Origin of the sequence: Thioalkalivibrio sp. ALJ2 (assembly GCF_000378325.1) — a bacterium.
Lineage (GTDB): Bacteria > Pseudomonadota > Gammaproteobacteria > Ectothiorhodospirales > Ectothiorhodospiraceae > Thioalkalivibrio.
This window is the reverse complement of the sequence record NZ_KB899554.1, coordinates 540,850-565,916: the sequence shown is the minus strand read 5'-3', so window position 1 is coordinate 565,916 and position 25,067 is coordinate 540,850. Positions and strand designations below refer to the sequence as shown.

Sequence of the window (25,067 nt, the reverse complement as noted above, 5' to 3'; positions counted from 1 at the left end):
TTGGGCGGGCATAAAAGGCGCAAGTATCCCGACTGAGCCGCCAACAGGTCAAGCGAAAGCCGCCTATGGCGCCGATCTTCGGGAAAATCTGCGGGAAAAGCCGCAAACATCACGAAAGCCCACGCTCTCGCCGCCAACACCCGCGAATACCGCCCGCCGACCCCATTCAGGACCGAGCACACCGATGGCCGAACCCGTCCAGCTGGACCCGCAACACCGCCCCATGGCAAACCGATTTCGCGGCTTCCTGCCCGTTGTGGTAGATGTCGAGACGGGAGGCTTCGATTGTCGGCGACATGCCCTTTTGCAGGTCGCGGCCGTGTTCCTGCGCCGCGACGAAAACGACCATCTGGTGCGCGACCGCACCGTGAGCCTGCACGTGCGCCCCTATGAGGGGTCGGAGATGGATCCAAAGTCGCTGGAGGTGAACGGGATCGACCCCTACCACCCGCTGCGCGCGGCCTACCCCGAAGATCAGGCCATGGGCCGGCTGTTCAGCGAGGTCCGACGGGAGGTGAAGATCAACCACTGCAAGCGGGCGATCCTGGTCGGGCACAACGCACACTTTGATCTCGGCTTCGTGCATACCGCCGCCGAGCGCTGCGGGATCAAGCGCAACCCGTTCCACCCGTTTTCCAGCCTGGATACCGTGTCCCTGGCCGCACTGGCGTTCGGCCAGACGGTGCTGGCACGGGCGGCCGATGCCGCGGGGCTGGGATGGGATACGGAAGCCGCTCACAGCGCGGCATTTGATGCGGAAAAGACAGCGGATATTTTCTGCCAGATCGCGAACCGCTGGCAGGACGGGGTCGGGGTCCCGCAGAACGCCCTGCGCCTGCCCGACCCGGAAGAGCTGCCGCCGGGGAGCTGACCCCGACCCGGGGTAACACCCACAGATCGCCATGCCCCTGCGGGGCTCGCGATGACACAACCGCAACCCCGTCATTGCGAACCCCGCAGGGGGTGAAGCAATCGCCCGACATTTCGGCGGCGGCAGGGCCCGGGGGCTACGTCAGGAGATCGCCACGGCCCCTGGCGGGGCCTCGCGATGACGGTTTTGGGGTGTGCGACAGCCCTTCGGGCTGACGCACCAGGAGTTCTAACTCGCCGCGCGCTTGGCGTGGGCCTCTTCGACCGCCTTCTTCAGCTCACCGCTTTCGAACATCTCAAGGGTGATGTCGCAGCCACCGATCAGCTCGCCATCCACATAGACCTGCGGGAAGGTCGGCCAGTCGGCGAAGCGCGGCAGGTTCTGCATGACCTCCTGGTCAGCGATCACGTTTACGTAGGCGAACTCCTGCTCGCAGCGCTTGAGCGCCTCGACCGCGCGGCTGGAGAAGCCACACATCGGGAACTGCGGGGTGCCCTTCATGAAGATCACCACCGGATTGTCTTCCACCTGCTGGCGGATGCGGTCCATTACGTCCATCGAAGTACTCCCAAAGATTCGGTGCAAAACAGGGCGAGGCACCAGCGGCACCACACCCGATAATCAATTCGCAGTGTAACGCTCAGACATTGAAGCGGAAATGTACCACGTCGCCTTCGTGCATTAGGTATTCCTTGCCTTCCAGGCGCCATTTCCCGGCGTCCTTCGCACCCTGCTCGCCATTGTTCGCGACGAAGTCGTCATACCCCACCACTTCGGCACGGATGAAACCGCGCTCGAAATCGGTGTGGATCGCACCCGCGGCCTGCGGCGCAGTGGACCCCCGACGCACGGTCCAGGCTCGCACTTCTTTCTCGCCGGCGGTAAAGAAGGTCTGCAGGTCCAGAAGCCGGTAGGCGGTACGGATCACCCGATCCAGCCCCGGCTCCTCGAGCCCGAGATCGGCCAGGAATTCGGCCCGCTCCTCCGGATCCAGCACGGCGATCTCGGCCTCGATGGCCGCACAGACGCTGACCACCTCGGCGCCCTCCTCGGTCGCCTTGGCCTGTACCGCCTCGACCATCGCGTTGCCGCCGGCCAGCGAGGCCTCGTCGACGTTGGCGATATACATCAGCGGCTTGATCGTCAGCAGATGCAGGTCATAGAGCAGGCGCCGCTCGTCCTCGTCCAGGTCCTGGGCCCGCGCCGGAATCCCCTGATCCAGGCCGGCCGCGACTTTTTCGGCCGCCTTCAGCTGCGCGATGGCCGTCTTGTCCTGCGACTTCGCCGCGCGCGCCAGTCGGGTCAGCGCCTTGCTGGCGGTCTCGAGGTCCGCCAGCATCAACTCGGTGCTGATCGTCTCGATATCGGCCAGTGGATCAACCTTGCCGGCCACGTGCACGATGTCGTCGTCCTCGAAACAGCGCACCACCTGGGCGATCGCATCCGTCTCGCGGATGTGAGCCAGGAACTTGTTGCCCAGCCCCTCGCCCTGCGCGGCACCGGCCACCAGACCGGCGATGTCGACGAACTCCACCGTGGTGGCCAGCGTACGCTCGGGCTTCACGATCTCGGTGAGCCGCGCCAGGCGCGGATCCGGCACCTCCACCACGCCCACGTTCGGGTCGATGGTGCAGAACGGATAGTTCTCCGCGGCGATCTCGGCGCGGGTCAGGGCATTGAACAGGGTCGACTTGCCGACGTTCGGCAGGCCGACGATCCCGCACTTCAGACTCATCGGGTTTCCTCGGGGGTTGTGCGACCGGGGGCCGCCTTCGACCCGCCGCCATGCAGATTGCGTACAGCCTCGTCCCAGCGCCCGGCAATCAGCGCCGGCACCTGGTCCAGCGCGGCATCGATGGCATCCTCGATCGCACGGGCATCGTCCCGACCAGGCCGGTCCAGCACGAACGGGACGACGTCGTCACGATGCCCGGGGTGACCGATACCCAGGCGCAGCCGGGCATAGTTCGGCCCACCCATATGGCGATGCAGGTCGCGCAGACCATTGTGGCCACCGTGCCCGCCGCCCATCTTCAGGCGCGCGACACCGGGGTCCAGGTCGAGCTCGTCATGCACCACGAGAATCTCTTCCGGGGCAATACGATAGAAATCCGCGCACTTGCGCACCGGGAGACCGCTCTTGTTCATGAAACTCATGGGCTTGAACAGCCAGCAGTCGCCCTCGGGCAGAGTCAGCCGCGCCGCCTCGCCATCGAAGCGGCCCTCGCTGCGAAATTCGGTGGAATGACGACGAGCCAGGGCATCCACAAACCAGAAGCCCGCGTTATGCCGGGTCTCGGCATAACGCGGGCCCGGATTGCCCAGCCCGACGATCAGGCGAATAGCCATGGGTCAGAAGGGCGCAGGAATGGCCGTGAGGCTTATTCCTTGTCCTCGGACCCGCCTTCGTCGCCGGAGGAGGACGCTTCTTCGCCACCCTCGGCCTCGGCACCCTCGGCCTCGGCGGCTTCGACTTCCTCGCCCTCTTCTTCTTCGGCCTTCGCGGCACGCGGGAGCAGGACACTGACCACGGCGTAGTCGTAGTCCTCGCCGTGCATCAGGGCCACACTTTCCACACCCTTCGGCAGTTTCAGCTCGGAGATGTGGATGGTGTCACCGACGTCCATCTCGACCACATCGATGTCGATGGACTCGGGCAGGTCGCCCGGCAGGCACTCGACTTCGATGTCGTTCAGCATGCGGCTGACCATGCCACCACCCAGCTTCACGCCCTTGCATTCTTCCTCATTGTGGAAGTGCAGCGGCACGTGCACACGGATCGGCTGGTTCGCCGACACACGCAGCAGATCCACGTGGTAGATGGTCGGCTTGAACGGATGACGCTGCACGTCGCGCAGGATCGCCTTCTCGCTCTTGCCATCCAGCTTGACCGTCAGGATGTGCGAGTAGAACGCATCATGCTTCAGGTTGTGCACCATCGCGTTGTGGTCGAGGGTGATCGGCTGCGCGTCATTCTCGCCACCGTACAGGATGGCGGGCAGCTTGCCGGCGCGACGCAGGCGGCGGCTCGCACTCGATCCCTGCTCGTCCCGCTTCTCGGCTTCAATGGTAAAACTCATGCTCATCGTTGCTTTCTCCAAATGAACACGCCTCATCCGCGACCAGATGAGGCGTGAAGTTGGGGGACAATCCCCCGAAATCGTGGCGCCAGTAGCGCCTTGCGCCCGAGGCTTCAGTCCACAAACAGCGAACTGACCGATTCTTCGAGATTAATCCGACGAATGGTCTCGGCCAGCATCTCCGCGACCGACAGCTGCCGGATCTTTGCACAGGCCTGGGCATTCGGCTGCAGGGCCAGAGTGTCGGTCACCACCAGCTCGTCCAGCGCCGAACCGTTAATATTATCAATTGCTGCACCAGAAAGCACGGGGTGCGTGGCGTAGGCGCTCACCGACGCCGCACCGTGCGCCTTCAGGGCCTTGGCCGCCTGACACAGCGTGCCGGCGGTATCCACTAGGTCGTCGATGATGATGCAGGACTTGTCGCGCACATCACCGATGATATGCATCACCTCGGACTCGTTCGCACGCGGACGGCGCTTGTCGATGATCGCCAGATCGGCATCATCCAGGCGCTTGGCAATCGCGCGGGCACGCACCACACCGCCAACATCCGGCGAAACCACGGTCAGATTGCCGGAGACATGCCGCCAGACATCGCCCAGCAGCACCGGCGAGGCGTAGATGTTGTCCACCGGGACGTTGAAGAAGCCCTGCACCTGATCCGCGTGCACATCGATAGTCAGCACGCGATCGGCACCGACCGCCTCGATCATGTTCGCGACCACCTTGGCCGAAATCGGCACCCGCGCCGAGCGCACCCGGCGGTCCTGGCGGGCGTAGCCGAAGTACGGGATCACGGTGGTAATGCGACCGGCCGAGGCGCGCCGCAGCGCGTCCACCATGATGACCAGCTCCATGATGTTCTCGTTGGTCGGCTGCCCGGTCGGCTGGATCAGGAACACGTCGCGACCGCGCACGTTCTCCAGGATCTCGACCTGCACCTCGCCGTCGCTGAAGCGGCCCACAATCGCCTTGCCCATCGGCAGGCCCAGGTGCTCGGCAACGCTCTGTGCCAGGCGGGGGTTCGCGTTCCCCGCGAAGACCATCATTCGGCTCTTGTCGACCACGGTTTTTTCCGGTCTGGGTGGTGCGGAGCGGGTGAACGGGTCACCTGGCTCCAAAATAGACCCCGGCGTGGCGCCGGGGCCGGTGGTGTGTGGCGCGGTGGCGATATCCAGCATCACCACCCGCGTTGTATGGCTGGGCCGGCAGGATTACGGCGCTTCGCGCCGCCCTTCGGGCCGCCGCCAGTGACGGCGTTCTCTCGCGGCTATGCCGCTCGAGTCGAACCCGGTTCTCATCCTGCCGGCCCTTTGGCCGGTGCCGCGGCGCCGTGCGCCGCGGGTTTCGTTGTATGGCTGGGCCGGCAGGATTCGAACCTGCGCATGACGGGATCAAAACCCGTTGCCTTACCGCTTGGCTACGGCCCAATTGCTCGTTGTTGCCTGCCCCAACCCTGCCCAGGTTCCGCTTCCGGAACCGATGGCGGATCGGCTGCCGCCGATCCGGGCCGGCAGGATGATGGCGCTGCGCGCCACCCTTCGGGCGCCACCTGCGGTGGCGTGCTCTCGCGGCTGCGCCGCTCGGGTCGAACCTGCGCATGACGGGATCAAAACCCGTTGCCTTACCGCTTGGCTACGGCCCAATTACTTGTTGTTCGGCACCCTCGGCGGCGGCGCTGCCCGGGAGCCACTGCCGCAGGGGCGACACGTTCGTCAGCGGCGTCACCCAGCTCCGCCAGGGACGGGGCTGTGCGGCCTGCGCCTGGCGGGCAGCCTGCTCGTTCGGGAACATCCCGAAGATACAGCCCCCAGTGCCGCTCAGCCGCGCGCGCTCCGTTTGCCCGCCCATCCAGTCCAGTGCCTCGGCAACGAGTGGATACTGCCGGCGAACCAGCGGCTCGAACACATTACGAAAGCGCGCGGCATCAATTTCGGGCGAAATTGTCTCGGCGGGACAGTCGCGTGTCAATTCCGCTGAGCCAAACATGGGCCCTGTCGCCACCGAAACGCCGGGGTCCACCAGCAGCAACCAGGCCAGATCCGGCTCCAGAGGAACCAGGCGATCCCCGACGCCTTCGGCCCAGGCCGCCCGGCCGCGCACAAAAACCGGCACATCAGCCCCCAGGCCCAAGCCAATCGCGGCCAGGTCATCCTCCAACAGCCCGAGATCGAATAGTCGGTTCAGTACGACCAGCGTGGTTGCGGCGTCGGAACTGCCCCCACCCAGGCCACCTCCAATCGGGATGCGCTTGTCGAGATGCACCCGCACCCCAAAGGATGAACCGCTGGCCTCCGCCAGCGCCCGCGCGGCCCGCAGGCACAGGTTGTGACCTCCATCGAGCGCCCCGGCCGACATCTCGAATCGCCCCCGCTCCAGCGGTTCGAAGCGCAGCGAATCCGCCAGCCCGACGAACTGAAACACGCTCTGCAGCTCATGGTAACCATCGGCGCGCCGCCCCGTGATATGCAGAAATCGGTTGATCTTGGCCGGCGCGGGGAAGGCCACATCGAAATCGCCGCTCATCGCGTCGCCATGTGCCAGTTAGCGATGCGCACACGCAGCTCCACGCCCTCGCGCTCGAGGTCCATGCGCACCGGGAGCGCCATGCCGTCAACCTCATCGAACTCGCCGAACTCGATCACCCAGCCGGACTGCTCGATGCGCCGGGGCAAGCCGTCCTCGTCCACCTCGAGATCGTACTCGGCGCCCGGCGCGAGCAGACCCCGCACCCAGTAGCGCATGCCGGACACCGGTATCGCCTCGTTCGTCAGGTAGGCGACCAGAGCATCCGGGTCCTCGGCCTGATACTGCTCGCCGGCTCGCGTGATCAGCACCGCGGGTTGATCCGGGGCCAGCGTCAGACGGCCACCCCCACGTCCCATGGGACCAGACAAGTCGAGGACATGGCGCTCCTGCTGCACGCGCCAATTCAGCTGCGCGGACCAGTATTCCGTCTCGGTGGAGAGCCCCAGACGGGCCGCCAGGCGCCACTCATCAAAGGCCTTCACGACCTCGGCGCGCTCGTCGAAGGCCTGTCGTGCAGCGGGGTCTTCGGTACGAGGCATTGGGGCCGTACAACCGATCAGCACCAGCGCCACGACGACACCTGACACCCAACGGGTCACTCCCGCCCACGAGGGCGCACGGGACTCTGGGGATCCAGACAACATCACTCGAGAAGTTCGTCACGCACCCGCAGCAGGCGCTCGTGATCCGGCTCGCGCTCCAGTGCCGCCTCCAGAATGGAGCGGGCCTCGTCGCGTTCGCCCCGCTCCCAGAGCACCACGGCGAGGTTGCTCGCGATCTCCCCGTCGTCGGAGAGATCGTAGGCGCGGCGCAGGAAATCCTCGGCCTCGTCCAGCCGTCCGAGGCGATAGAGGACCCAGCCATAACTGTCGATGATCGCCGCGTCGTCGGGCTCCTGCGCGTAGGCCCGCTCGATCAGGTCCAGCGCCTCCTCATAGCGGTCGGTGCGATCAGCCAGGGTATAGCCGAGCGCATTCAGCGCGGCGACGTTCTCCGGATCGTTGTCCAGGATCGCGCGGAAATCCGCCTCGGCGGCCTCGATTTCATCCTGGCGCTCGTGCACCAGGCCGCGCATATACAGCAACCGGGTATCGCCGGGGAACTGCACCAGCCCCCGGTTCAGGCGTTCGCGCGCAGCCGTGTACTCGCCCTTTTCACGCAGCAGGTTCGCCTCGCCGAGATAGGCGCGTCGGGCAAGCTCCGTATCCGGGCCCTGCTGCATCTGTTCGAAACGCTCGCGCGCAGCCGACTCGCCCTCGACCTCCAGCGTCATGCGCGCCGCACGCAGGCGGGCATCATCGGCGTGGCTGCCGCCCCCGACCCGCTCGTACGCCTGGCGCGCCCCCTCCGGGTCGTCTTCCATCTCGTGCAGCCGCCCCAGGTAGTAGGCGATGTCGTCCTCGCGCTCGCCCAGGGCGTCCAGTCGCTCCAGATAGGTCCGGGCCGGTCCCAGCTGTTCGGCCTCGAGGTTCATCAGCGCCAGGGCCAGCAGCAGCTGCACATCCTCCGGGTCCTGCTCGACCAGGCGGTCCATCTCTTCGCGTGCCATTTCGCGATCATCGTGCTCCGCCAGCATGCGGGCATAGCCAAAACGGGCCTCTCGGCTCTCGGGGTGGCTGGCCACCGTCGTGCGCAGTTCTTCCAGTGCCTCGTCGGACTGCCCCACCTCGTCCAGGGCACGGGCGCGCAACAGACGCAAAGACACGGATTCCGGGAAGCGCTCCACACCCCGAGCGGTCGCCTCCAGCGCCGGCTCGCCGGGCGCGAAGCGCAGTGCGGCCTCTGCAAATACGCGATGGACACCGACGTCGTCCTGACGCTGATCCGTCAGGCTCTCCAGGGCCTCCAGCGCGGCCTCGCGGTTGCGTGTCTGACCGACCACCGCCCCCAGCGCCGCGTAGGGATCTCCACCCTGCACGGTCTGCAGGTCAATCACCGTGCCCATCTGCTCGGCAGCGGGGTCCGGCTGCCCGAGGTCCAGACGCAGCACCGTGGACAGCTGCAGGGCATCCAGGCTCTCCGGTGCCAGCTGGCGCCAGCGCTCGGAAGACTGCAGGGCCTGGTTGCGGTCCTGGGCGAACAGCGCAATGCGGGTGGCCCGTTCGGCGATAGCCGGGTCGTCGCTGAGCAGGGCCGCGGCGCCGTAGTAGCGCGCGGCCTCTTCGTACTGCCCGGAGCGCACAGCAATCTCGCCGACCAGCACACCCAGCATCAGGGCCGCTTCCGGGTCCTGCGCCGGCATGATCGGGAGGATCACGGGGCGATCCACCTCCGGGGCCTCGCCCTCCGAGGCGCCCAGAGGCATGTGGGCGCAGCCCACCAGCACGAGCGCGGCCAGCGCCGCAAAAAGGGGTCGAATCATTTCGGGTCCGATCGGATTACTCCGTTGCATTCTGGGGAGACTCGGATAAGTGCATCACTTAGTTGCATCACTAATGGGACGCCCATCCCGTGCCACGGTTCCAAACCGGCAACCGTGCGGCACACCGGCTGGACACTGTAACGGACGGCACGGGTCGTTACACTACGCGCGTAGCCCTTGGGGAAGCACAAGTATCCTGGGTGACTTGTATGTTTTGGGGGCCTTTTCCGGGTATTTGCGGCACAATAGCGTCAGCATGCTGTTCACTCTTGGTATCAATCACAAAACCGCCCCGGTCGCGATCCGCGAACGGCTGTCGGTGAATGAAAGCCAGCTCGGCGAGGCCCTGCACTCGCTGCGCTCGGGCGTCCTGTTGCCGGAAACCGCGATCCTGTCGACCTGCAACCGCACCGAGGTGTACTTCCGCGAGGGCGGCAAGCAGTCGGAACATCGCGTGCTGGACTGGCTGGGCGGCTACCACGGCATCGACCGCGACGAACTCAGGCCCTACCTCTACCTGCACCACGACGGCTCCGCGGTGCGCCACACCCTGCGCGTGGCGAGCGGCCTGGATTCGCTGGTCCTCGGCGAGCCCCAGATCCTCGGGCAGATGAAGACGGCCTACCAGCATGCCCATGACGCCGGCACGCTGGGCCGCTCACTGGAGCGACTGTTCCAGCACGCCTTTGCCACCGCCAAGGATGTGCGTACCCAGACAGCGATCGGGCAGAGCGCCGTCTCGGTGGCCTTTGCCGCGGTCTCGCTGGCGCGCCAGATCTTTGGCGACCTGAAGCCGCTGACCGCGCTGGTAATCGGCGCCGGAGAAACGATCGAACTGGCGCTGCAGCACCTGTCCGGCCACGGGATCGGCAAAGTGATCGTCGCCAACCGCACCGAGGAGCGCGCCCAGGCCGTAGCCGAGCGCTTCGATGGCGAAGCGATCAGCCTGAACCAGTTACCGGATCGCTTGGCCGAGGCCGACATCGTCATCTCGTCCACCGCTGCCCCGCTGCCGATCCTCGGCAAGGGGGCGGTGGAACGCACCCTGCGCAAGCGCCGTCACAAGCCGATCTTCATGGTCGACATCGCCGTCCCGCGCGACATCGAGCCCGAGGTTGGCCAGCTCGAGGACGTCTACCTCTACACGGTGGATGACCTCCAGGAAGTGATCGACGAGAACATGGCCTCGCGCCAGGCCGCCGCCGCACAGGCCGAGGAGATCATCACCCAGCGCGCCAGCGAATTCATGCGCTGGCTGCGCGCCCGTGACTCCGTGGACAGCATCCGCCAGCTGCGTCAGCGCGCCGAGACCGTCAAGGCCGAATCCCTGGCCAGGGCCGAGGCGATGCTGCGCGCCGGCAAGTCGCCGGAAGAGGCCATGCAACTGCTGGCCCACAGCCTGACCAACAAGCTGATGCACGCCCCCTGCAAGTCACTGAACACCGCCGCCCACGAGGGCGACGCGCGCCTGCTCAATGCCGCCCATCGGCTGTTCCAGCTTCCCAGCCCGGAAGACGACCCCGGCCACGACCCCGAGTCCGGCACCCGTTCGTGAAGGCCTCGTTCCGCACCAAGCTCGAGGGCCTGGCCGAGCGCCATGCCGAGATCGCACAGCTGCTGGCCACGCCGGACGCCGCCGAGGACGCCGACCAGCTGCGCCGCCTGTCGCAGGAATACAGCCAGCTGGAACCGGTCGCCGCGGCCTGGAAGGCCTGGCACGACAACCAGGGCGCACTGGAAGAGGCCCGCGCGATGCTCGCGGAGGACGACCCCGAACTGCGCGAAATGGCCGAGGCCGAGATCGCGACCCTGGAGGAACAGGCCGAGGCGCTGGAGGCCGAGCTCCATCGTCACCTGATCCCGAAGGACCCGCACGACAACGCCAACGTGTTCCTCGAGATCCGCGCCGGCACCGGCGGCGACGAGGCCGCGATCTTCGCCGGCGACCTGCTGCGCATGTATACCCGCTACGCCGAACAACAGGGCTGGAAGCTGGAGATCCTCAGCGCCAGCGAGGGCGAACACGGCGGCTACCGCGAGGTGATCGGGCGCCTGGCCGGCCAGGGCGCCTTCTCGCGACTCAAGTTCGAGTCCGGCGCCCACCGCGTGCAGCGCGTGCCGGAGACCGAGTCCCAGGGCCGCATCCACACCTCCGCGGCCACCGTCGCCATCCTGCCGGAGCTGGACGAGGTCGAGATGCCGGATATCAACCCGGCCGACCTGCGCGTGGACACCTTCCGCGCCTCCGGGGCCGGCGGCCAGCACGTGAACAAGACCGACTCCGCGATCCGCCTGACCCACCTGCCCACCGGCATCGTGGTCGAGTGCCAGGAAGAACGCTCGCAGCACAAGAACCGCGCCAAGGCGATGACCTACCTCGCCGCGCGCCTGTTCGAGGCCGAGCGCGAGGCCCAGGCCGCCGCGCAGAGCGCCGAGCGCAAGAGTCTGGTCGGCAGCGGCGACCGCTCCGAGCGCATCCGCACCTACAACTTCCCGCAGGGCCGAGTGACCGACCACCGCATCAACCTGACCCTGTACAAGCTGGAGCAGGTGATGGCCGGCGACCTCGACCCGGTGATCGACCCGCTGATCCACGAATACCAGGCCGAACAGCTCGCGACTCTCGCGGAGGCGTAATGGAAACGCCCGCGACGCTGGATGCCCTGCTGCGCGAACTTCGCCGCCGCCTGCAGGCGGCCGGATTGGAAGAGCCGGGGCTCGAGGCCCGCCTGCTGCTCGGCGCGGCGACCGGCCTCGACACCAGCGCCCTGATCGCCCGCGGGCTCGATGTCGCCTCCGCGTCGCAGCGCGAACGTGCCGACACCCTGTGCCGGCGTCGCGAGGCGGGTGAGCCGATCGCCCACATCCTCGGCCGCCGCGCCTTCTGGACCCTCGATCTCGAGGTCTCCCCCGCCTGCCTGATTCCGCGCCCGGAGACCGAACTGCTGGTGGAACGGGCCATCGCGGCCATCGACGCCTGCGAGCGCGCGCATCCCCGGGTACTGGATCTGGGCACCGGCAGCGGCGCGATTATCCTCGCGCTGAAGGCGGAACGCCCGGCCATCGAGGCCGTCGCCACCGACCGCAGCCCGGACGCCCTGCGCCAGGCCCGTGCGAACGCCAACACCCTGGGGCTGGACGTGACCTTCCTGCAGGGGGCGTGGCTCACCCCGTTCAAGCCCGAGGACGCCTTCGACATGATCGTCAGCAACCCGCCCTATATCGCCCAGGACGATCCCCACCTGACCCGCGGCGACCTGCGCTTCGAACCGAGGGAGGCACTGGCCGCACCGGAAGCCGGACTTGGCGATCTGTACACCATCATCGATACCGCACTCCTCCACCTGCTCCCGGATGCCCCGCTGCTGCTGGAGCACGGGTTCGATCAGGCCCGAGATGTTCGCGCCCGCATGCAACAGGCGGGCTATCGCGAGGTGCAGAGTTTGCGTGACCCCGCCGGGCACGAGCGCATCACGATCGGGAGCCGTCCATAAAAAAGCCCCGGCGCGAACGCCGGGGCCAACCGTGTGATGCGGGTGCTGCCTAGAACGGCAGATGCAGGTGCAGGTTCATCGAGCCGCTGGGCGAGCGGTGCCGCGGGCGGCTGTGGTAGTGGTGATGATGGTGCTGCTGGTAGCTGTGATAGTGCCGGTGATGATGGCCACGCCCGCGTTTGTGCGAGCGCTTGGAATGCTTGTAGCCACGATAGCCGGGATGGCTGCGGGCATGCGGCGGGCCGCCATAATGGCCCGGGCGATGATGCGCATGCTGCAGTGCATCAGGGTCGAAGGCCGCGGCACCGGTGTGCACAAAGCCGGAGACCGGCTGGGCCGCATGCGCCGGGGCCGCCAGGGCAAACGCCAGCAACGCCGCCGGCGCCAGGGCGATCATCATGCGTTTCATCGTGTACCTCCTTGAACTGCGCAACTGGCAGAATTGCCAAGGTCCAAATTACGGGGTCTTCCTGAACGGTTCCTAACCGAGCCGCCCCAGGAGCGTGACGCCGGTTACACTTTGCCGTACTACGTGACTAAGCCTTGACCCGATTCACACTGGAGAACGCCCCGTGGATGACCCGGAACTGCTGCGCTACAGCCGCCAGATCATGCTGCCCGGTGTCGGAGTCGAGGGGCAGCAGCGCCTGCAGGAAGCACATGCGGTCATCATGGGCCTGGGCGGACTGGGTTCGCCGGTAGCCGCCTACCTCGCGGCCGCCGGGGTCGGACGACTCACGCTGGTCGACCCGGACCATGTCGAGGTCACGAACCTGCAGCGGCAGATCCTGCATACGGACGCGGATATCGGCCGCGACAAAGTGGAGTCCGCGGCGCGGCGCCTGGCGGCGATGAATCCGAACTGCCACGTCGAGACCCGCGCCGAACGCCTGGATGTGGATGCCATGACCACCCTGTTTGCAAAGGCCGACGTGGTCCTGGACGGCACCGACAACTTCGCCAGTCGGGGCGCGATCAACCGCGCGGCCGTAGCCAGCGGCACACCGCTGGTCTCCGGCGCGGTGATCCGCTTCGAGGGACAGCTCACCACCTTCGACTACCGCGACCCCGAGGCCGCCTGCTACCACTGCCTGTATGGCGAGGGCGGCGGGGACGAGGACACCTGTGCGGCCAATGGCGTACTGGCCAGCCTGCCGGGGGTGATCGGCAGCCTGCAGGCCACCGAGGCGCTCAAACTGCTGATCGGGCTCCCGACCCTGAGCGGGCGGCTACTGATGGTGGATGCGGCCGGCATGCAGTTTCGCGAGATTCGTCTGCGCCGCGACCCGGGTTGCCCGGTCTGCGCACAGCGCCCGGCGCGGGCCTGAGCGGCACGCTGAGTCAGGCGCTGGAACGGGGCCGGAAGGCGACCACCTGGCCACGGGGGATACGCTGATCCTCCTGGGCCAAGGCGGCGGTCAGGCGGTCGGCCATACAGTTCAGGGCGCGATTGGTAACCATGGGCGCCATGGAGTGGTAAAGACGCAGCTCGCAGGCCACCGGGCGATGCAGGTTGTACCGGTGGGCGGCGCGGAAGGCCGTCCAGGCCACCACCGGCATATCGTTGAGCACACGATCCACCACAACCCAGGCATCCGGCTGCAGGATCAGGTCCAGGTGTTTGAGGATTGGCAGGGGCAGACGGATCTCGGGGCCCAGCCGCCGCAGGGCCAGGGCCACCTGGTTGTAATAGCGGGCCTCGACCTGCCATCCGGGTCGGGTATCCAGGGTGGGAATCTCGGTATGCCGGGAATACATGACCAGCCCCCCCGCCAGGGAAACACTGATGCCATTACTATCTCTATAGCAAAGACTGTCTCTCGGCGGGAAGATTCCGTGTCCGGTTTATTTGCACCCGGCTACTGGCGCGTGTCGGGGGTTGGCGGCTGGGCTGTCTGGGTGGCGCAGAGGGCCTCGGCATCCACCGGGTCGAAGTGGTATTGCGCGTTGCAGAACTCGCAAGTCACCTCGATCTTGCCCTGCTCCTCGATGACGCCGCGGATCTCGTCCTGCCCGAGGCCGCGCAGGGTCTCGGCCACCCGTTCGCGCGAGCAGGGGCAGTGGAACTGGACCGGGGTCCCGTCGAACAGGCGCACGCGCTCCTCGGCGAACAGCCGGCCGAGCAGCGTGCCGGCATCCAGCTTCAGCATCTCCTCGGGGGTGGTGGTGTCGGCCAGGATGTTCGCGCGGTTCCAGTCCTCGGAGTCACGCGTGACTGCATGACCGCCCTCGCCCGGTACCGCCTGCAGGAGCATCCCGGCCGCGGACTGGCCGTTGGCCGCCAGCCACAGCCGGGTGGGCAGCTGCTCGGAACGCTCGAAGTAGACATTCATCGCATCCGCGAGAGTCTCGCCCTCCAGCTCGACCACGCCCTGATAGCGCTCGCCGCCATCGCCCGGGTCCAGCGTCAGCATCAACCGGGCGTTGTCGCCGGCACACTGGGCCAGCGTCGCACCCTCGGGGGGCGTCTCGCGGAAGCGGGCCAGGCCGCGCAGCCGACCCTGGCCATCGGCCTGGGCCACGATCATGTGCACGGGGCCGGTGCCGGTGATTTGCAGGATCAGTGAACCATCGAACTTGAGCGTGGCGGCCGTCAGCGCCACGGCCGCATAGGCCTGCCCCAGGAGGTCGCGCACCACCGGCGGATACTCGTGGCGTTCCAGCAGGGCCTGCCAGGCCGCGTCCAGGTGTACCCATTCGCCACGCACCCCGGCTTCTTCCAGCATGAAGCGGTGCAGGGTGTCGGTTTCAAGCATGAAGTCCGCAGCCCTGCATCATCCGTCCAGCTTGGCCTTCAGGCGCTCGTTCACCTGAGCCGGGTTGGCCTTGCCCTGGGTGGCCTTCATCACTTGGCCGACAAAGAAGCCAAACAGCTTGTCCTTGCCACCACGGTACTGCTCCAGCTGCTGCGGATTGTTGGCCATCACCTCGTCGATGATCGCGTCGATCGCGCCGGTATCGGTGATCTGCTTGAGCCCCTTGGCCTCGATCACGGTGTCGGCATCGCCCTCGCCGTTCCACATCGCCTCGAAGACCTCCTTGGCGATCTTGCCGGAGATGGTCTCGTCCTGGATGCGCGCCAGCAGCCCGGCGAGGTCCTCGGCGTTCACCGGGGCGTCGGCCAGCTCGACCTCGGAGCGGTTCATCGCGGCGGAGAATTCGCCCATCACCCAGTTGGCGGCGATCTTCGGCGCGCCACAGCCGGCGGCCACGGCCTCGTAGAAGTCGCCCATCTCGCGCGCGGCGGTCAGTACACCGGCGTCGTAGTCGGACAGGCCGTACTGTTCGACGAAGCGGGCGCGCTTGGCATCCGGCAGCTCAGGCAGCCTGGCACGCACGGACTCGATGAAGGCCTGGTCCACGACCAGCGGCAACAGGTCCGGGTCGGGGAAGTAGCGGTAGTCGTTGGCCTCTTCCTTGCTGCGCATGGAGCGCGTCTCGTCACGATCCGGGTCGTACAGGCGGGTCTCCTGGACCACGCTGCCACCACCCTCGATCACGTCGATCTGGCGCTCGATCTCGTGATTGATCGCGCGCTCGACGAAACGGAAGGAGTTCAGGTTCTTCAGCTCCGCACGAGTGCCAAACTCGGTCTGGCCCTTCGGCCGGATCGAGACATTCGCATCGCAGCGGAAGCTGCCTTCCTGCATGTTGCCGTCGCAGATATCGAGATAGCGCACCAGCGAGTGCAGTTTCTTCATGTAGGCGACAGCCTCTTTCGCCGAACGCAGTTCCGGCTCGGAGACAATCTCGATCAGCGGCGTACCGGCGCGGTTGAGGTCGATGCCGGTCATCGACTCGAAGCCCTCGTGCAGGCTCTTGCCGGCGTCTTCCTCCAGGTGCGCGCGGGTTACCCCGATGCGCTTGATCGTGCCGTCCTCCAGCTCGATATCCAGATGCCCCAGCCCGACGATCGGCAGTTCGAACTGCGAGATCTGGTAGCCCTTGGGAAGATCCGGGTAGAAGTAGTTCTTGCGCGCGAACACCGACCGCGGCGCGATCTCGGCGTCAATCGCCAGCCCCAGCATCACGGCCCGCTCGACCGCGCCCTGGTTCAGCACCGGCAGCACGCCGGGCATGCCCAGGTCCACCGCGCAGGCCTGGCGGTTGGGCTCGGCGCCGTAGGCGGTCGGCGCCCCGGAGAAGATCTTGGAGACGGTGTTGAGCTGGGCGTGAATCTCCAGCCCGATGACGGTTTCCCATTCCATGCGGCGATCCTCAGGCGAAGGCCGCCGGCACACGGGTGTGCCAGTCGGTTTCTTGCTGGTACTGGTGGGCAACGCCGAGCAGGCGCGCCTCGTCGAAGTAGTTGCCGATCAACTGCAGGCCCACCGGCAGGCCGTCGATCTCGCCGGCCGGCAGCGACATCGCCGGCAGGCCCGCGAGGTTCGCGGCGATGGTGTAGATGTCCGACAGGTACATGCTGACCGGATCGGCCTTGGCGCCCAGGGCGAACGGCAGCTCCGGCGTGGTCGGGCCGAGCAGGACGTCGACGTCCGCGAATGCGCTGCGGAAGTCGTCGGCGATGATGCGGCGGACCTTCTGCGCCTTCAGGTAGTAGGCGTCGTAGTAGCCGGCGGACAGCACGTAGGTACCGACCATGATGCGGCGCTTCACCTCGTCGCCGAAGCCCTCCCCGCGCGAGCGGGTGTAGAGGTCCATCAGGTCCGCGGGGTTGTCGCAGCGGTGGCCATAACGCACGCCGTCGAAGCGCGCGAGGTTCGAGGAGCACTCGGCCGGAGCGACCACGTAGTAGGCCGGCACCGACAGGTGGCTGTTCGGCAGGCTCACCTCGCGGATCTCGGCGCCGCGGCCCTTGAGCACCTCGACGGCCGCGTCGATCACGCCGCGTACCTTCTCGTCCAGGCCCTCGCCGAAAAACTCCTTCGGCAGGCCAATGCGCAGACCCTTCAGGTCCTGGCTCAAACCGGCGGTGAAGTCCTCGGCCGGGCGCTCGACGCTGGTGGAGTCGCGCTCGTCGAAACCGGCCATGGCGTTCAGCATCAGGCCGCAGTCCTCGGCGGTCGCGGCCATCGGCCCACCCTGATCGAGGCTGGAGGCAAAGGCGATCATGCCGTAGCGCGACACGCGCCCGTAGGTCGGCTTGAGCCCGGTAATGCCGCAGAACGCGGCCGGCTGACGGATCGAGCCGCCGGTGTCGGTGCCGGTCGCCCCCGGCACCAGGCGCGCACCCACCGCCGCGGCGGAGCCGCCGGAGGAGCCGCCGGGGACGCGCTCGGTATCCCAGGGATTGCGCACCGGGCCATAGAAACTGGTCTCATTGGACGAACCCATCGCAAACTCGTCCATATTCGTCTTGCCGAGCATCACCGCCCCGGCGGCGTTCATGCGCTCGACGACGGTGGCGTTGTACGGCGAGACGAACGGATCAAGCATGCGCGAGCCGCAGGAGGTCCGCACACCTTCGGTGCAGAAGATGTCTTTCTGGGCGACCGGCACGCCCAGAAGCGGGGTCTGCTCACCATTGGCCAGGCGGGCATCGGCCGCTTCGGCCTGCGCCAGCGCGGACTCGGCGGTCACGGTAATAAAGCTGTTGAGCTGTGAATCGAGGCGCTCGATCCGGTCCAGATACAACTGGGTCAGCTCACGCGAGCTGATCTCGCGGGCCTGGAGCTTGCGCGCCCAGCCGGACAGGGTTTCCTGGGACATGGTTTCGGGAACTCTTGTCTAATAAAGCGTGATGAAATCGGCGAAATCGGCCAGCGGTGCCCGCGGCTTACTCGATCACGCGTGGCACCAGGTAAAGCCCACCCTCGACGGCCGGCGCAATCGCCTGAAAACCCTCGCGATTGTCGGTCTCCGTGACCGCGTCCGGGCGCAGGCGCTGCTCGGCATCCAGCGGGTGGGCCATGGGTTCCACGCCCTCGATGGGGGCGCCGTCGAGCTGCTCGACAAAATCGAAGATATCGCTCAGACCGCCGGCAAATTCGCGGGCCTTTTCGTCGCTCATCGCCAGACGAGCGAGGTGCGCGATGCGCTGAACTTCGGAGGCTTCTACAGACATGATCGGCAAGGGCCCCTGTATCAGTCGATGGTGATGCGGAATGCGGCCGGCAAACTTACCACAAAGCCGTTATTGCCCAAACCCCGGGCAGTTGCTAGAGTCTCGGGCTTTCCCGCCCGACCACCAACGCAGGTTTCTTCTTCATGCTCAAACGCCTCCTGGGGTTGTTCTCCAACGACATCTCCATCGACCTCGGCACTGCCAACACCCTTATCTATATGCGCGGCCAGGGGATCGTCCTGAACGAGCCGTCCGTGGTCGCGATCCGGCAGGACCGAGGCCCGGGCGGCCCGCGCTCCATCGAAGCCGTGGGGATCGAGGCGAAGAAGATGCTGGGGCGCACGCCGGAGCACGTGGTAACCATCCGCCCGATGAAGGACGGCGTGATCGCCGACTTCACCACCACCGAGAAGATGCTGCAGTACTTCATCAAGAAGGTGCACGAGCGGCGGATCTTCCGCCCCAGCCCGCGGGTACTGGTCTGCGTGCCCTGCGGCGCGACCCAGGTGGAGCGCCGCGCGATCCGCGAATCCGCGTTCGGCGCCGGGGCGCGCAAGGTCTACCTGCTGCAGGAACCGGTGGCCGCGGCCATCGGCGCCGGCATCCCGCTGGATGAGGCCGTGGGCTCTATGGTGCTGGACATCGGTGGCGGGACCTCCGAGGTCGCGGTGCTGTCGATGAACGGCATCGTCTACTCCGAGTCCGTGCGCATCGGCGGTGACACCTTCGACGAGGCGATCATGTCGTATGTGCGCCGGAACTACGGCGTGCTGATTGGCGAGGCCACCGCCGAGCGTATCAAGCATGCGGTCGGCTCGGCCTATCCAGGCAAGGAGCTGCTGGAGATCGAGGTCAAGGGCCGCAACCTGGCTGAAGGCGTGCCGCGTTCGTTCACCCTGAACTCCAACGAGATCCTCGAGGCCCTGCAGGATCCGCTGTACGGAATCGTCTCCGCCGTACGCACCGCGCTGGAACAGACCCCGCCGGAACTGGGCTCCGATGTCGCCGAGCGTGGCATAGTGCTGACCGGCGGCGGCGCCCTGCTGCAGCAGATCGACCGCCTGCTGATGGAAGAGACCGGCATCCCGGTGGTCATCGCCGACGACCCGCTGACCTGTGTGGCGCGTGGCGGCGGGCGTGTGCTGGAGATGCTCGACGAGAAGCAGGTGGACTTCCTGTCCATGGAGTAGACTCCGGGCTGGATCGGGGGATGGGGTGTCGCCCCGCATCCTGGGAAATTGGTGGGGCTCTTCCCATCGCACCTGCCAACCGCGGTGCGGCCCTGACCCAGTCACGACCCGCAACCGGAGGTTAAGCCATCAGCAAGCCGCTGTTCAGACTGGGTGTATCGCCCACTCTGCGCCTGCTCGCGGTGATCCTGCTGGGTGTCGCGCTGATGGCGCTGGATCACCGACTGAACGAGCTGCAGACGGTGCGCAATGCGCTGTCCACGGTGGCCTACCCCCTGCAGGTCGCGGTCGATGCACCGATCCGGGCGGGCAGCCGGCTGCTCGAGTCCTTTACCAGCCGCGAAGACCTGATTACCGAGAACCGCATCCTGCGCGAAGAGAACGCTGAGCTGCGGGCCCGCCAGTTGCGCTTCGATGCGCTGCAGATGGAAAACGACCGCCTGCGCGCACTCCTGAACACCGCCGAACGGGCACAAGAGCGCGTCGAGATCGCCAAGCTCCTGGCCGTGGACCTGGACCCCTTCCGCCAGCAGATCGTGCTCAGCAAGGGCAACCGGCACGGTGTCTACCCGGGGCAGCCTGTCATCCACCCCGATGGCGTGATCGGACAGGTCCTGTCCACCCAAATGACCAGCTCCACCGCGCTGCTGATCTCCGACCCCGGCCACGCCCTGCCTGTGCTCAGTGCCCGTACCGGCCTGCGCGGCATTGTCGTCGGCACCGGCAACCCGCGGCGCCTCGAAATGCGGCACGTACCGCCCCAGGAGGACATCGAGGAGGGCGACCTCCTGCTGACCTCCGGGCTCGGCGGGCGCTTCCCGCCGGACTACCCGGTCGCCCGAGTGACCTCGGTCGAACGCCAGCCGGGACAACCCTTTCTTGATATCCAGGCCGAGCCTCTGGCGGCCCTGGACCGCTCGCGCGAGGTCCTGCTGCTGTGGACCAGCGAACGTCCGGACGCGGACACCGATACCCACCCGGAAGAAGAAGGGGAAACGACCGAACGGGAAGCAGAACCGGAGGGCGAGGCCGACATTCCGGGGGCGGCTGAGAACCCATGAACCGCGCGCTGGGCATCCCCTGGCTGATCGCCCTGACCCTGGTCGTCGCGCTGGCCCTGGCCATCGTGCCCATACCCGATGCGCTGCCCCCAGCCCGACCTGAATGGCTCCTGCTAGCGCTGGTGTACTGGATCATGGCCTTCCCTCAGCGCTTCGGGGTGCTGACGGCCTTTGTCATGGGGTTGCTACTGGATGCCCTGTACGGCCAGTTGCTCGGGCAGAACGCCATCGCCCTGGCGGTGGTGGCGTACATCGTGCTGCAGATTCATCCACGCCTGCGTGTTTACCCCGTCTGGCAGCAGGCCATCGTGGTGGCCGTCCTCACGGCGCTTTACAAGCTCCTGGCCCTGTGGCCACAGGGCGCGATTGGACTGCCGCCCGGCAGCGCCTGGTACTGGGCGCCGGTGGCGACCAGCGCACTGGTCTGGCCGTTGATCTTCGTGCTGCTAAGGGACATGCGGCGGCGCTGGCTGCTCCACCTGAGCTGAACACGGGCCACCCGTTCTGGTCGAACGCCCCCAAAAGCGACTCATGCGCGAGCGTGTACGTTGATCACTAGTCCCCTGACGAATGGAGAGAGACACCATGGACCCGAAGACCCGCACCGAAATCGAGGCCGCTGTATTCCAGCGCCTGTTGCAGCATCTTGATGAACGCAAGGATGTACAGAACATCGACCTGATGAATCTCGCAGGTTTCTGCCGCAACTGCCTGTCCAAGTGGTACGTCGCCGCCGCCGAGGAACGCGGCGAGTCGATCGATTACGAGGGGGCCCGCGAGATCGTCTACGGCATGCCCTACAGCGAATGGAAGGAGCGCTACCAGAAGGAGGCGACCGCCGAGCAGAAGGCGGCTTTTGAGGCGAGCCAGAAATCGACCCATGCATGACCACGGGCTGATCGAGACGCCCGAGGCCCTGCAGGCGTTTCTCGATTCGATCGCCGGGACGGACTGGATCGCGCTGGACACGGAGTTTCTGCGCGAGAAGACCTACTATCCGCAGCTCTGCCTGGTACAGGCCGCCACGCTGGATCAGCTCGCCTGCATCGACCCGCTGCGCCTCGACATCCAGCAGCTCGCCCCGCTGTTCCGGGACGCGCGCATCACCAAGGTCTTCCACGCCGCCTCGCAGGACATGGAGTTGCTGTATCGCGAGCTGGGGTTTGTACCCAGCCCCGTGTTCGATACCCAGATTGCGGCCAGCATGCTCGGCTACGGCGAGCAGGTCGGCTATGCCAACCTGGTCAAGAACGTGCTCGATCGCGATCTCGACAAGAGCCAGACCCGGACCGACTGGTCCCGGCGCCCCCTGAGCGCGGACCAGATCCGCTATGCCGCCGACGACGTCCGCCACCTCGCGACACTGTTCAACCGCCTGCTGCACGAGCTGGATACCCACGACCGCATGCACTGGCTACGCCCGGAGATGGAGGCGCTCAGCAATCCGGCCCTGTACGAACCGGCCCCGGAACAAAGCTGGCAGCGCGTATCGGGGGTCAAGCGGCTGAAGCCCAAAGAACGCGCGGTACTCAAATGCGTCGCGGCCTGGCGCGAGCGTACCGCGCAAAGCAGCAATCGTCCCCGGCGCTGGGTGCTGTCCGACGACCTCCTGCTGGACATCGCACGCCGCACACCGGCTGATACCCAGGCTTTGCGCGAACTGCGCCAGTTCCCCGGCGGCATGAAGCCCGACCACATCGAATCGCTTCTGGCCGCCATCCGGGAAGGCCAGGCCCTGCCACGCGAGCAATGGCCGCATTTGCCGGAGAAGCCGCGCCTGAGTGAGCGTGACGAGGTGCTGGTCGATATCGGCATGGCGCTGCTGCGCGAGTGTGCCCGCGAACACCAGATCAGCGCCGCGGCGATCGCGCAACGCAAGGATGTGATCGAACTACTGAAGAGCGGCGGCACGAATGGCCGCCTGGCGAGTGGCTGGCGCCGGGAGATTGCAGGTCAGACCATCCAGCACTGGTTCAGCGGCGAGAGCCGCCTGGCCTGCAAGCCCAGTGGTGAGCTTGATATGGAACCCGTTAGCGAAACGATTGCGACGGAATAGCCGCCGCAATCGTCGCAAGATGCAGATGCAACCCGCTCAGGCCGCGGATTTGTACACACCACGGCGCGGGGACTTCAGACGTCCCTGGCGCTTGAGGTAGGCAAGCGTTTGCGAGATGTTCTTGGTATCCAGGCCGGCCTTCTCGGCACGCTCCTTGATCTCCTTGGTCGCCATCTCGGATTTCTCCGCCACGATCTCGACCAGCTGCTGACTGACCGAGCTGCCGCCCCGGCCGCCACGGCGACCACCACCAGCACGACCGACACGGCCGCCCAGTTCACGGATCTGGCGCTCAAGCTCGTTGAGTTCTTTGCGATGACGCGCGATCATCTCTTTGCGCTTTTCCATCAGCTTTTCGCGCTTCTTGCGGCGCTCGGCGTCCTGGCGCTCGGCTTCTTCCTTTTCCCGCTGACGGGCCAGTGCATACAGCTCTTCGGCGGAAAGTTCGGAGGCCTTCTTGCTATCCAGACTCATTACTCGTCTCCTCGTTCGGAACTTCTCAATGACCAGAACGGCTTCCAACTCCTCGCACGCCCTGGACGGCACATATCGCACGGGTGAATATGATAAAAATGGAAGTAAATTACAAGAGCCGAGAAATAAATTAACACCCGAAGAGGAATCGAAAATCCGACAAAAGGTGTGCGGCTTTTACATCAAGGCGCATCCGGAACAGTCGAACACGATTCCAGAAGTTCTTTTTAACCTGCGGGGCAAAGCCGCCGGACAATGGCGACTGAGCAACGGGCACGAGCAGCTACGGTTCAACCCCGAGGCGTTCTGTCAGGACTGGGATTCACACTTCCCGGATACCGTCGCCCACGAGGTGGCACACTCGCTCGTGTACCGGACGTCCGGGTTACGCCGCGTACGCCCTCACGGCCCGGAATGGCGAGCCTGGATGGAAACGTTCGGCTGCCAGCCACGCGTTACGCACAACACCCCCCTGAAAGGCAGAAGGGTCCGGACCTATACCTACCGTTGCGCCTGCCAGACCCACGCACTGAGTGCGCGGCGACATTATCTGATTCAGCGGCGCCGATACCGCTATGAGTGCAGAGAATGCGGGCAGCGGCTACGGCAGGAGAACTAAAACCTAATACAAAGACTGGCGGGGCGGTCAATGCAGATCATGCAACCGGCTTTCCAACTCGGCCAATACGCGCTCCACTGCGCCACGCCCTTCCTCGATCACCGTGCGCGCCGCATCACCCATGGTTTTCCGACACTCGGAATCTCCCAGCAAATCCGCGACGGCGCGGCCCAGCGCCTCGGCATCCCGCACACGCCACAAAGCACCTTGCTCCCCGAGGCGCTCGACTGCGAATGTAAAATGCTCGGTGCTGGGCCCCACAAGCACCGGCAGCCCGAGCGCGGCGGGCTCGAGTACATTTTGCCCTCCCAGGGGAACCAGGCTGCCCCCGACAAAAGCGGCATCCGCAGCACCAAGGTAGGCCCCAATCTCGCCGATCGTATCGCCCACCAGCACATCCAGCGGCGGCCCCGGACATTGCGTGCGCCTCCCGACAGAAAACCCGGCTTGCCGGGCCGCCTCGAAAGCCACGTCAAAGCGATCGCGATGGCGCGGCACCCAGAGCAATAGGGCGTCGGGATGGGATTCGCGCACCGCGCGATGGGCCTCGAGCACGGCCTCTTCCTCGCCTTCCCGCGTACTGACCGCCACCCAGACCGGCACGCCTTCAGGCGCAACAGTCGCACGCAGATCCGCCGCCTGCTCATGGCCGGGCGGCAATGTGCGATCGAACTTCAGGTTCCCCACCACCTGGACACGCGCGTTCGGCGCCCCCAGCTCGCGAAAGCCCCGGGCGGCCGACTCGTCCTGGGCCAGGATCTTCTCGGCACGCGCAAGGGTTTCCCGCACCAGAGGCTGCAGACGCCGGTACCGCTTGATTGAGCGTGGTGATAGCCGCGCACTCACCACCCAGAGCGGAATACCGGCCTGTTCGCAGGCACGATAGAGATTGGGCCAAAGCTCGGTCTCGACGATCAGCGCGACGGCCGGACGGGTGCGCCGCAAGAATCGGCGAACGGCCCCGGGCAGGTCCAGCGGCAGATAGGCGTGCTGGACATCCCTCCCGAGAGCCGCTTCCACCCGGGCGGCCCCCTCCGGTGTCGTGGTCGTCATCAGGAGCGCATGCTCCGGATAGCGGCTACGCAAGGCACGTGCGAGCGGTACCGCCGCCTCCACCTCGCCCACCGAGGCGGCATGGAGCCAGATGGTGCCGGATGTTAGCGGCTCCCCGGCTCCCAGCCATTCGCGCCAGCGGGCCACTGGTACCGCGTTTGCCCGGGCGCGGCGCACCAGCCGCGCCAGCAAGGCCGGAGAAGTCAGTCGCAGGAGGGCCGTATAGAAGATGTGGCGCATCGCGGCTAGC

The 25,067-nt window shown here is 66.3% G+C and carries 27 protein-coding genes, 1 tRNA gene and 1 other RNA gene; 11 read left to right on the top strand and 18 right to left on the bottom strand.

What is annotated here, in order from left to right; all coding sequences use genetic code 11:
* The first annotated feature begins 184 nt into the window (after positions 1-184).
* Positions 185-871: a ribonuclease T gene (rnt, locus tag F468_RS0102635; protein ID WP_018137626.1), complete on the top strand. Its 687-nt coding sequence runs from the start codon at positions 185-187 to the stop codon at positions 869-871.
* 228 nt (positions 872-1,099) lie between these two features.
* Here the strand turns inward: rnt and grxD are convergent, their stop codons facing one another.
* The 10 genes from grxD to F468_RS0102590 form a co-directional block, all read right to left on the bottom strand.
* On the bottom strand, positions 1,100-1,429 hold the full coding sequence (gene grxD, locus F468_RS0102630; RefSeq protein ID WP_018875229.1) for a Grx4 family monothiol glutaredoxin: 330 nt from the start codon (positions 1,427-1,429) through the stop codon (positions 1,100-1,102).
* 82 nt (positions 1,430-1,511) lie between these two features.
* Complete coding sequence (gene ychF, locus F468_RS0102625; RefSeq protein WP_018175347.1) at positions 1,512-2,606, bottom strand: redox-regulated ATPase YchF; 1,095 nt, start codon at positions 2,604-2,606, stop codon at positions 1,512-1,514.
* Positions 2,603-3,220, bottom strand: a complete 618-nt coding sequence (pth, locus tag F468_RS0102620; RefSeq protein WP_018993510.1) for an aminoacyl-tRNA hydrolase — start codon at positions 3,218-3,220, stop codon at positions 2,603-2,605. The genes ychF and pth overlap by 4 nt, the downstream gene beginning before the upstream one ends.
* 32 nt (positions 3,221-3,252) lie before the next feature.
* Positions 3,253-3,957, bottom strand: coding sequence for a 50S ribosomal protein L25/general stress protein Ctc (locus F468_RS0102615; protein ID WP_018993509.1), 705 nt, complete (start codon positions 3,955-3,957; stop codon positions 3,253-3,255).
* Positions 3,958-4,064: 107 nt separating this feature from the next.
* Positions 4,065-5,021: a ribose-phosphate diphosphokinase gene (locus F468_RS0102610; RefSeq protein ID WP_026182170.1), complete on the bottom strand. Its 957-nt coding sequence runs from the start codon at positions 5,019-5,021 to the stop codon at positions 4,065-4,067.
* Between the two features lie 130 nt (positions 5,022-5,151).
* A non-coding RNA gene (locus F468_RS14055) (RtT sRNA) lies at positions 5,152-5,276 on the bottom strand.
* A 33-nt stretch (positions 5,277-5,309) separates the two neighbouring features.
* A tRNA-Gln gene (locus F468_RS0102605) sits at positions 5,310-5,384 on the bottom strand.
* 205 nt (positions 5,385-5,589) lie between these two features.
* Positions 5,590-6,480, bottom strand: coding sequence for a 4-(cytidine 5'-diphospho)-2-C-methyl-D-erythritol kinase (gene ispE / locus F468_RS0102600; RefSeq protein ID WP_018137946.1), 891 nt, complete (start codon positions 6,478-6,480; stop codon positions 5,590-5,592).
* Entirely contained in the window at positions 6,477-7,082 is a 606-nt protein-coding gene (gene lolB / locus F468_RS0102595) for a lipoprotein insertase outer membrane protein LolB (RefSeq protein WP_038038431.1), read from the bottom strand. The genes ispE and lolB overlap by 4 nt, the downstream gene beginning before the upstream one ends.
* Positions 7,083-7,126: 44 nt before the next feature.
* Complete coding sequence (locus F468_RS0102590; RefSeq protein ID WP_018137948.1) at positions 7,127-8,845, bottom strand: tetratricopeptide repeat protein; 1,719 nt, start codon at positions 8,843-8,845, stop codon at positions 7,127-7,129.
* A gap of 256 nt (positions 8,846-9,101) precedes the next feature.
* On the opposite strand from F468_RS0102590, the gene hemA reads away from it, so the two are divergent.
* From hemA to prmC, 3 genes are read left to right on the top strand one after another with little or no spacing between them, the layout of a single operon-like run.
* Positions 9,102-10,400 carry a glutamyl-tRNA reductase gene (gene hemA, locus F468_RS0102585; RefSeq protein WP_018137949.1) on the top strand — a complete coding sequence of 433 codons (1,299 nt, stop codon included), beginning with the start codon at positions 9,102-9,104 and terminating at the stop codon, positions 10,398-10,400.
* Positions 10,397-11,482, top strand: coding sequence for a peptide chain release factor 1 (prfA, locus tag F468_RS0102580; protein ID WP_018137950.1), 1,086 nt, complete (start codon positions 10,397-10,399; stop codon positions 11,480-11,482). Before hemA ends, prfA begins: the two co-directional genes overlap by 4 nt.
* Positions 11,482-12,339: a peptide chain release factor N(5)-glutamine methyltransferase gene (prmC, locus tag F468_RS0102575; protein ID WP_018994583.1), complete on the top strand. Its 858-nt coding sequence runs from the start codon at positions 11,482-11,484 to the stop codon at positions 12,337-12,339. Before prfA ends, prmC begins: the two co-directional genes overlap by 1 nt.
* 49 nt (positions 12,340-12,388) lie before the next feature.
* Here the strand turns inward: prmC and F468_RS0102570 are convergent, their stop codons facing one another.
* On the bottom strand, positions 12,389-12,748 hold the full coding sequence (locus tag F468_RS0102570) for a hypothetical protein (RefSeq protein WP_026296410.1): 360 nt from the start codon (positions 12,746-12,748) through the stop codon (positions 12,389-12,391).
* A 163-nt stretch (positions 12,749-12,911) separates the two neighbouring features.
* On the opposite strand from F468_RS0102570, the gene F468_RS0102565 reads away from it, so the two are divergent.
* Entirely contained in the window at positions 12,912-13,667 is a 756-nt protein-coding gene (locus F468_RS0102565) for a molybdopterin-synthase adenylyltransferase MoeB (protein ID WP_018175340.1), read from the top strand.
* Positions 13,668-13,680: 13 nt separating this feature from the next.
* Here the strand turns inward: F468_RS0102565 and F468_RS0102560 are convergent, their stop codons facing one another.
* The 5 genes from F468_RS0102560 to gatC form a co-directional block, all read right to left on the bottom strand.
* Positions 13,681-14,097, bottom strand: a complete 417-nt coding sequence (locus F468_RS0102560) for a hypothetical protein (protein ID WP_018137953.1) — start codon at positions 14,095-14,097, stop codon at positions 13,681-13,683.
* Positions 14,098-14,198: 101 nt separating this feature from the next.
* On the bottom strand, positions 14,199-15,095 hold the full coding sequence (gene hslO, locus F468_RS0102555; protein WP_018994582.1) for an Hsp33 family molecular chaperone HslO: 897 nt from the start codon (positions 15,093-15,095) through the stop codon (positions 14,199-14,201).
* 18 nt (positions 15,096-15,113) lie between these two features.
* Positions 15,114-16,547 carry an Asp-tRNA(Asn)/Glu-tRNA(Gln) amidotransferase subunit GatB gene (gene gatB, locus F468_RS0102550; protein WP_018994581.1) on the bottom strand — a complete coding sequence of 478 codons (1,434 nt, stop codon included), beginning with the start codon at positions 16,545-16,547 and terminating at the stop codon, positions 15,114-15,116.
* Between the two features lie 10 nt (positions 16,548-16,557).
* On the bottom strand, positions 16,558-18,009 hold the full coding sequence (gene gatA, locus F468_RS0102545; RefSeq protein ID WP_018993502.1) for an Asp-tRNA(Asn)/Glu-tRNA(Gln) amidotransferase subunit GatA: 1,452 nt from the start codon (positions 18,007-18,009) through the stop codon (positions 16,558-16,560).
* 67 nt (positions 18,010-18,076) lie between these two features.
* A complete protein-coding gene (gatC, locus tag F468_RS0102540; RefSeq protein ID WP_018137957.1) occupies positions 18,077-18,364 on the bottom strand; it encodes an Asp-tRNA(Asn)/Glu-tRNA(Gln) amidotransferase subunit GatC in 288 nt (95 codons plus the stop codon).
* Positions 18,365-18,507: 143 nt separating this feature from the next.
* Between gatC and F468_RS0102535 the strand changes: the two genes are divergently transcribed.
* The 5 genes from F468_RS0102535 (at position 18,508) to rnd (ending at position 22,671) form a co-directional block, all read left to right on the top strand.
* Complete coding sequence (locus F468_RS0102535; protein WP_018137958.1) at positions 18,508-19,554, top strand: rod shape-determining protein; 1,047 nt, start codon at positions 18,508-18,510, stop codon at positions 19,552-19,554.
* A 128-nt stretch (positions 19,555-19,682) separates the two neighbouring features.
* Complete coding sequence (gene mreC / locus F468_RS0102530) at positions 19,683-20,615, top strand: rod shape-determining protein MreC (protein ID WP_155997841.1); 933 nt, start codon at positions 19,683-19,685, stop codon at positions 20,613-20,615.
* Complete coding sequence (gene mreD / locus F468_RS0102525) at positions 20,612-21,103, top strand: rod shape-determining protein MreD (RefSeq protein ID WP_018994579.1); 492 nt, start codon at positions 20,612-20,614, stop codon at positions 21,101-21,103. Before mreC ends, mreD begins: the two co-directional genes overlap by 4 nt.
* A 97-nt stretch (positions 21,104-21,200) precedes the next feature.
* Positions 21,201-21,503: a DUF1244 domain-containing protein gene (locus F468_RS0102520; RefSeq protein ID WP_018137961.1), complete on the top strand. Its 303-nt coding sequence runs from the start codon at positions 21,201-21,203 to the stop codon at positions 21,501-21,503.
* Positions 21,496-22,671, top strand: a complete 1,176-nt coding sequence (rnd, locus tag F468_RS0102515; protein ID WP_018994578.1) for a ribonuclease D — start codon at positions 21,496-21,498, stop codon at positions 22,669-22,671. Before F468_RS0102520 ends, rnd begins: the two co-directional genes overlap by 8 nt.
* Positions 22,672-22,707: 36 nt before the next feature.
* On the opposite strand, the gene F468_RS0102510 is transcribed toward rnd, so the two are convergent.
* Positions 22,708-23,145 (bottom strand): hypothetical protein, encoded by a 438-nt coding sequence (locus F468_RS0102510; RefSeq protein ID WP_018137963.1) that lies wholly within the window; start codon positions 23,143-23,145, stop codon positions 22,708-22,710.
* 28 nt (positions 23,146-23,173) lie between these two features.
* Between F468_RS0102510 and F468_RS14050 the strand changes: the two genes are divergently transcribed.
* Positions 23,174-23,764 (top strand): SprT-like domain-containing protein, encoded by a 591-nt coding sequence (locus tag F468_RS14050; RefSeq protein ID WP_081616955.1) that lies wholly within the window; start codon positions 23,174-23,176, stop codon positions 23,762-23,764.
* A 27-nt stretch (positions 23,765-23,791) separates the two neighbouring features.
* On the opposite strand, the gene waaA is transcribed toward F468_RS14050, so the two are convergent.
* Complete coding sequence (waaA, locus tag F468_RS0102505; RefSeq protein ID WP_018994577.1) at positions 23,792-25,057, bottom strand: lipid IV(A) 3-deoxy-D-manno-octulosonic acid transferase; 1,266 nt, start codon at positions 25,055-25,057, stop codon at positions 23,792-23,794.
* Positions 25,058-25,067 lie beyond the last annotated feature (10 nt).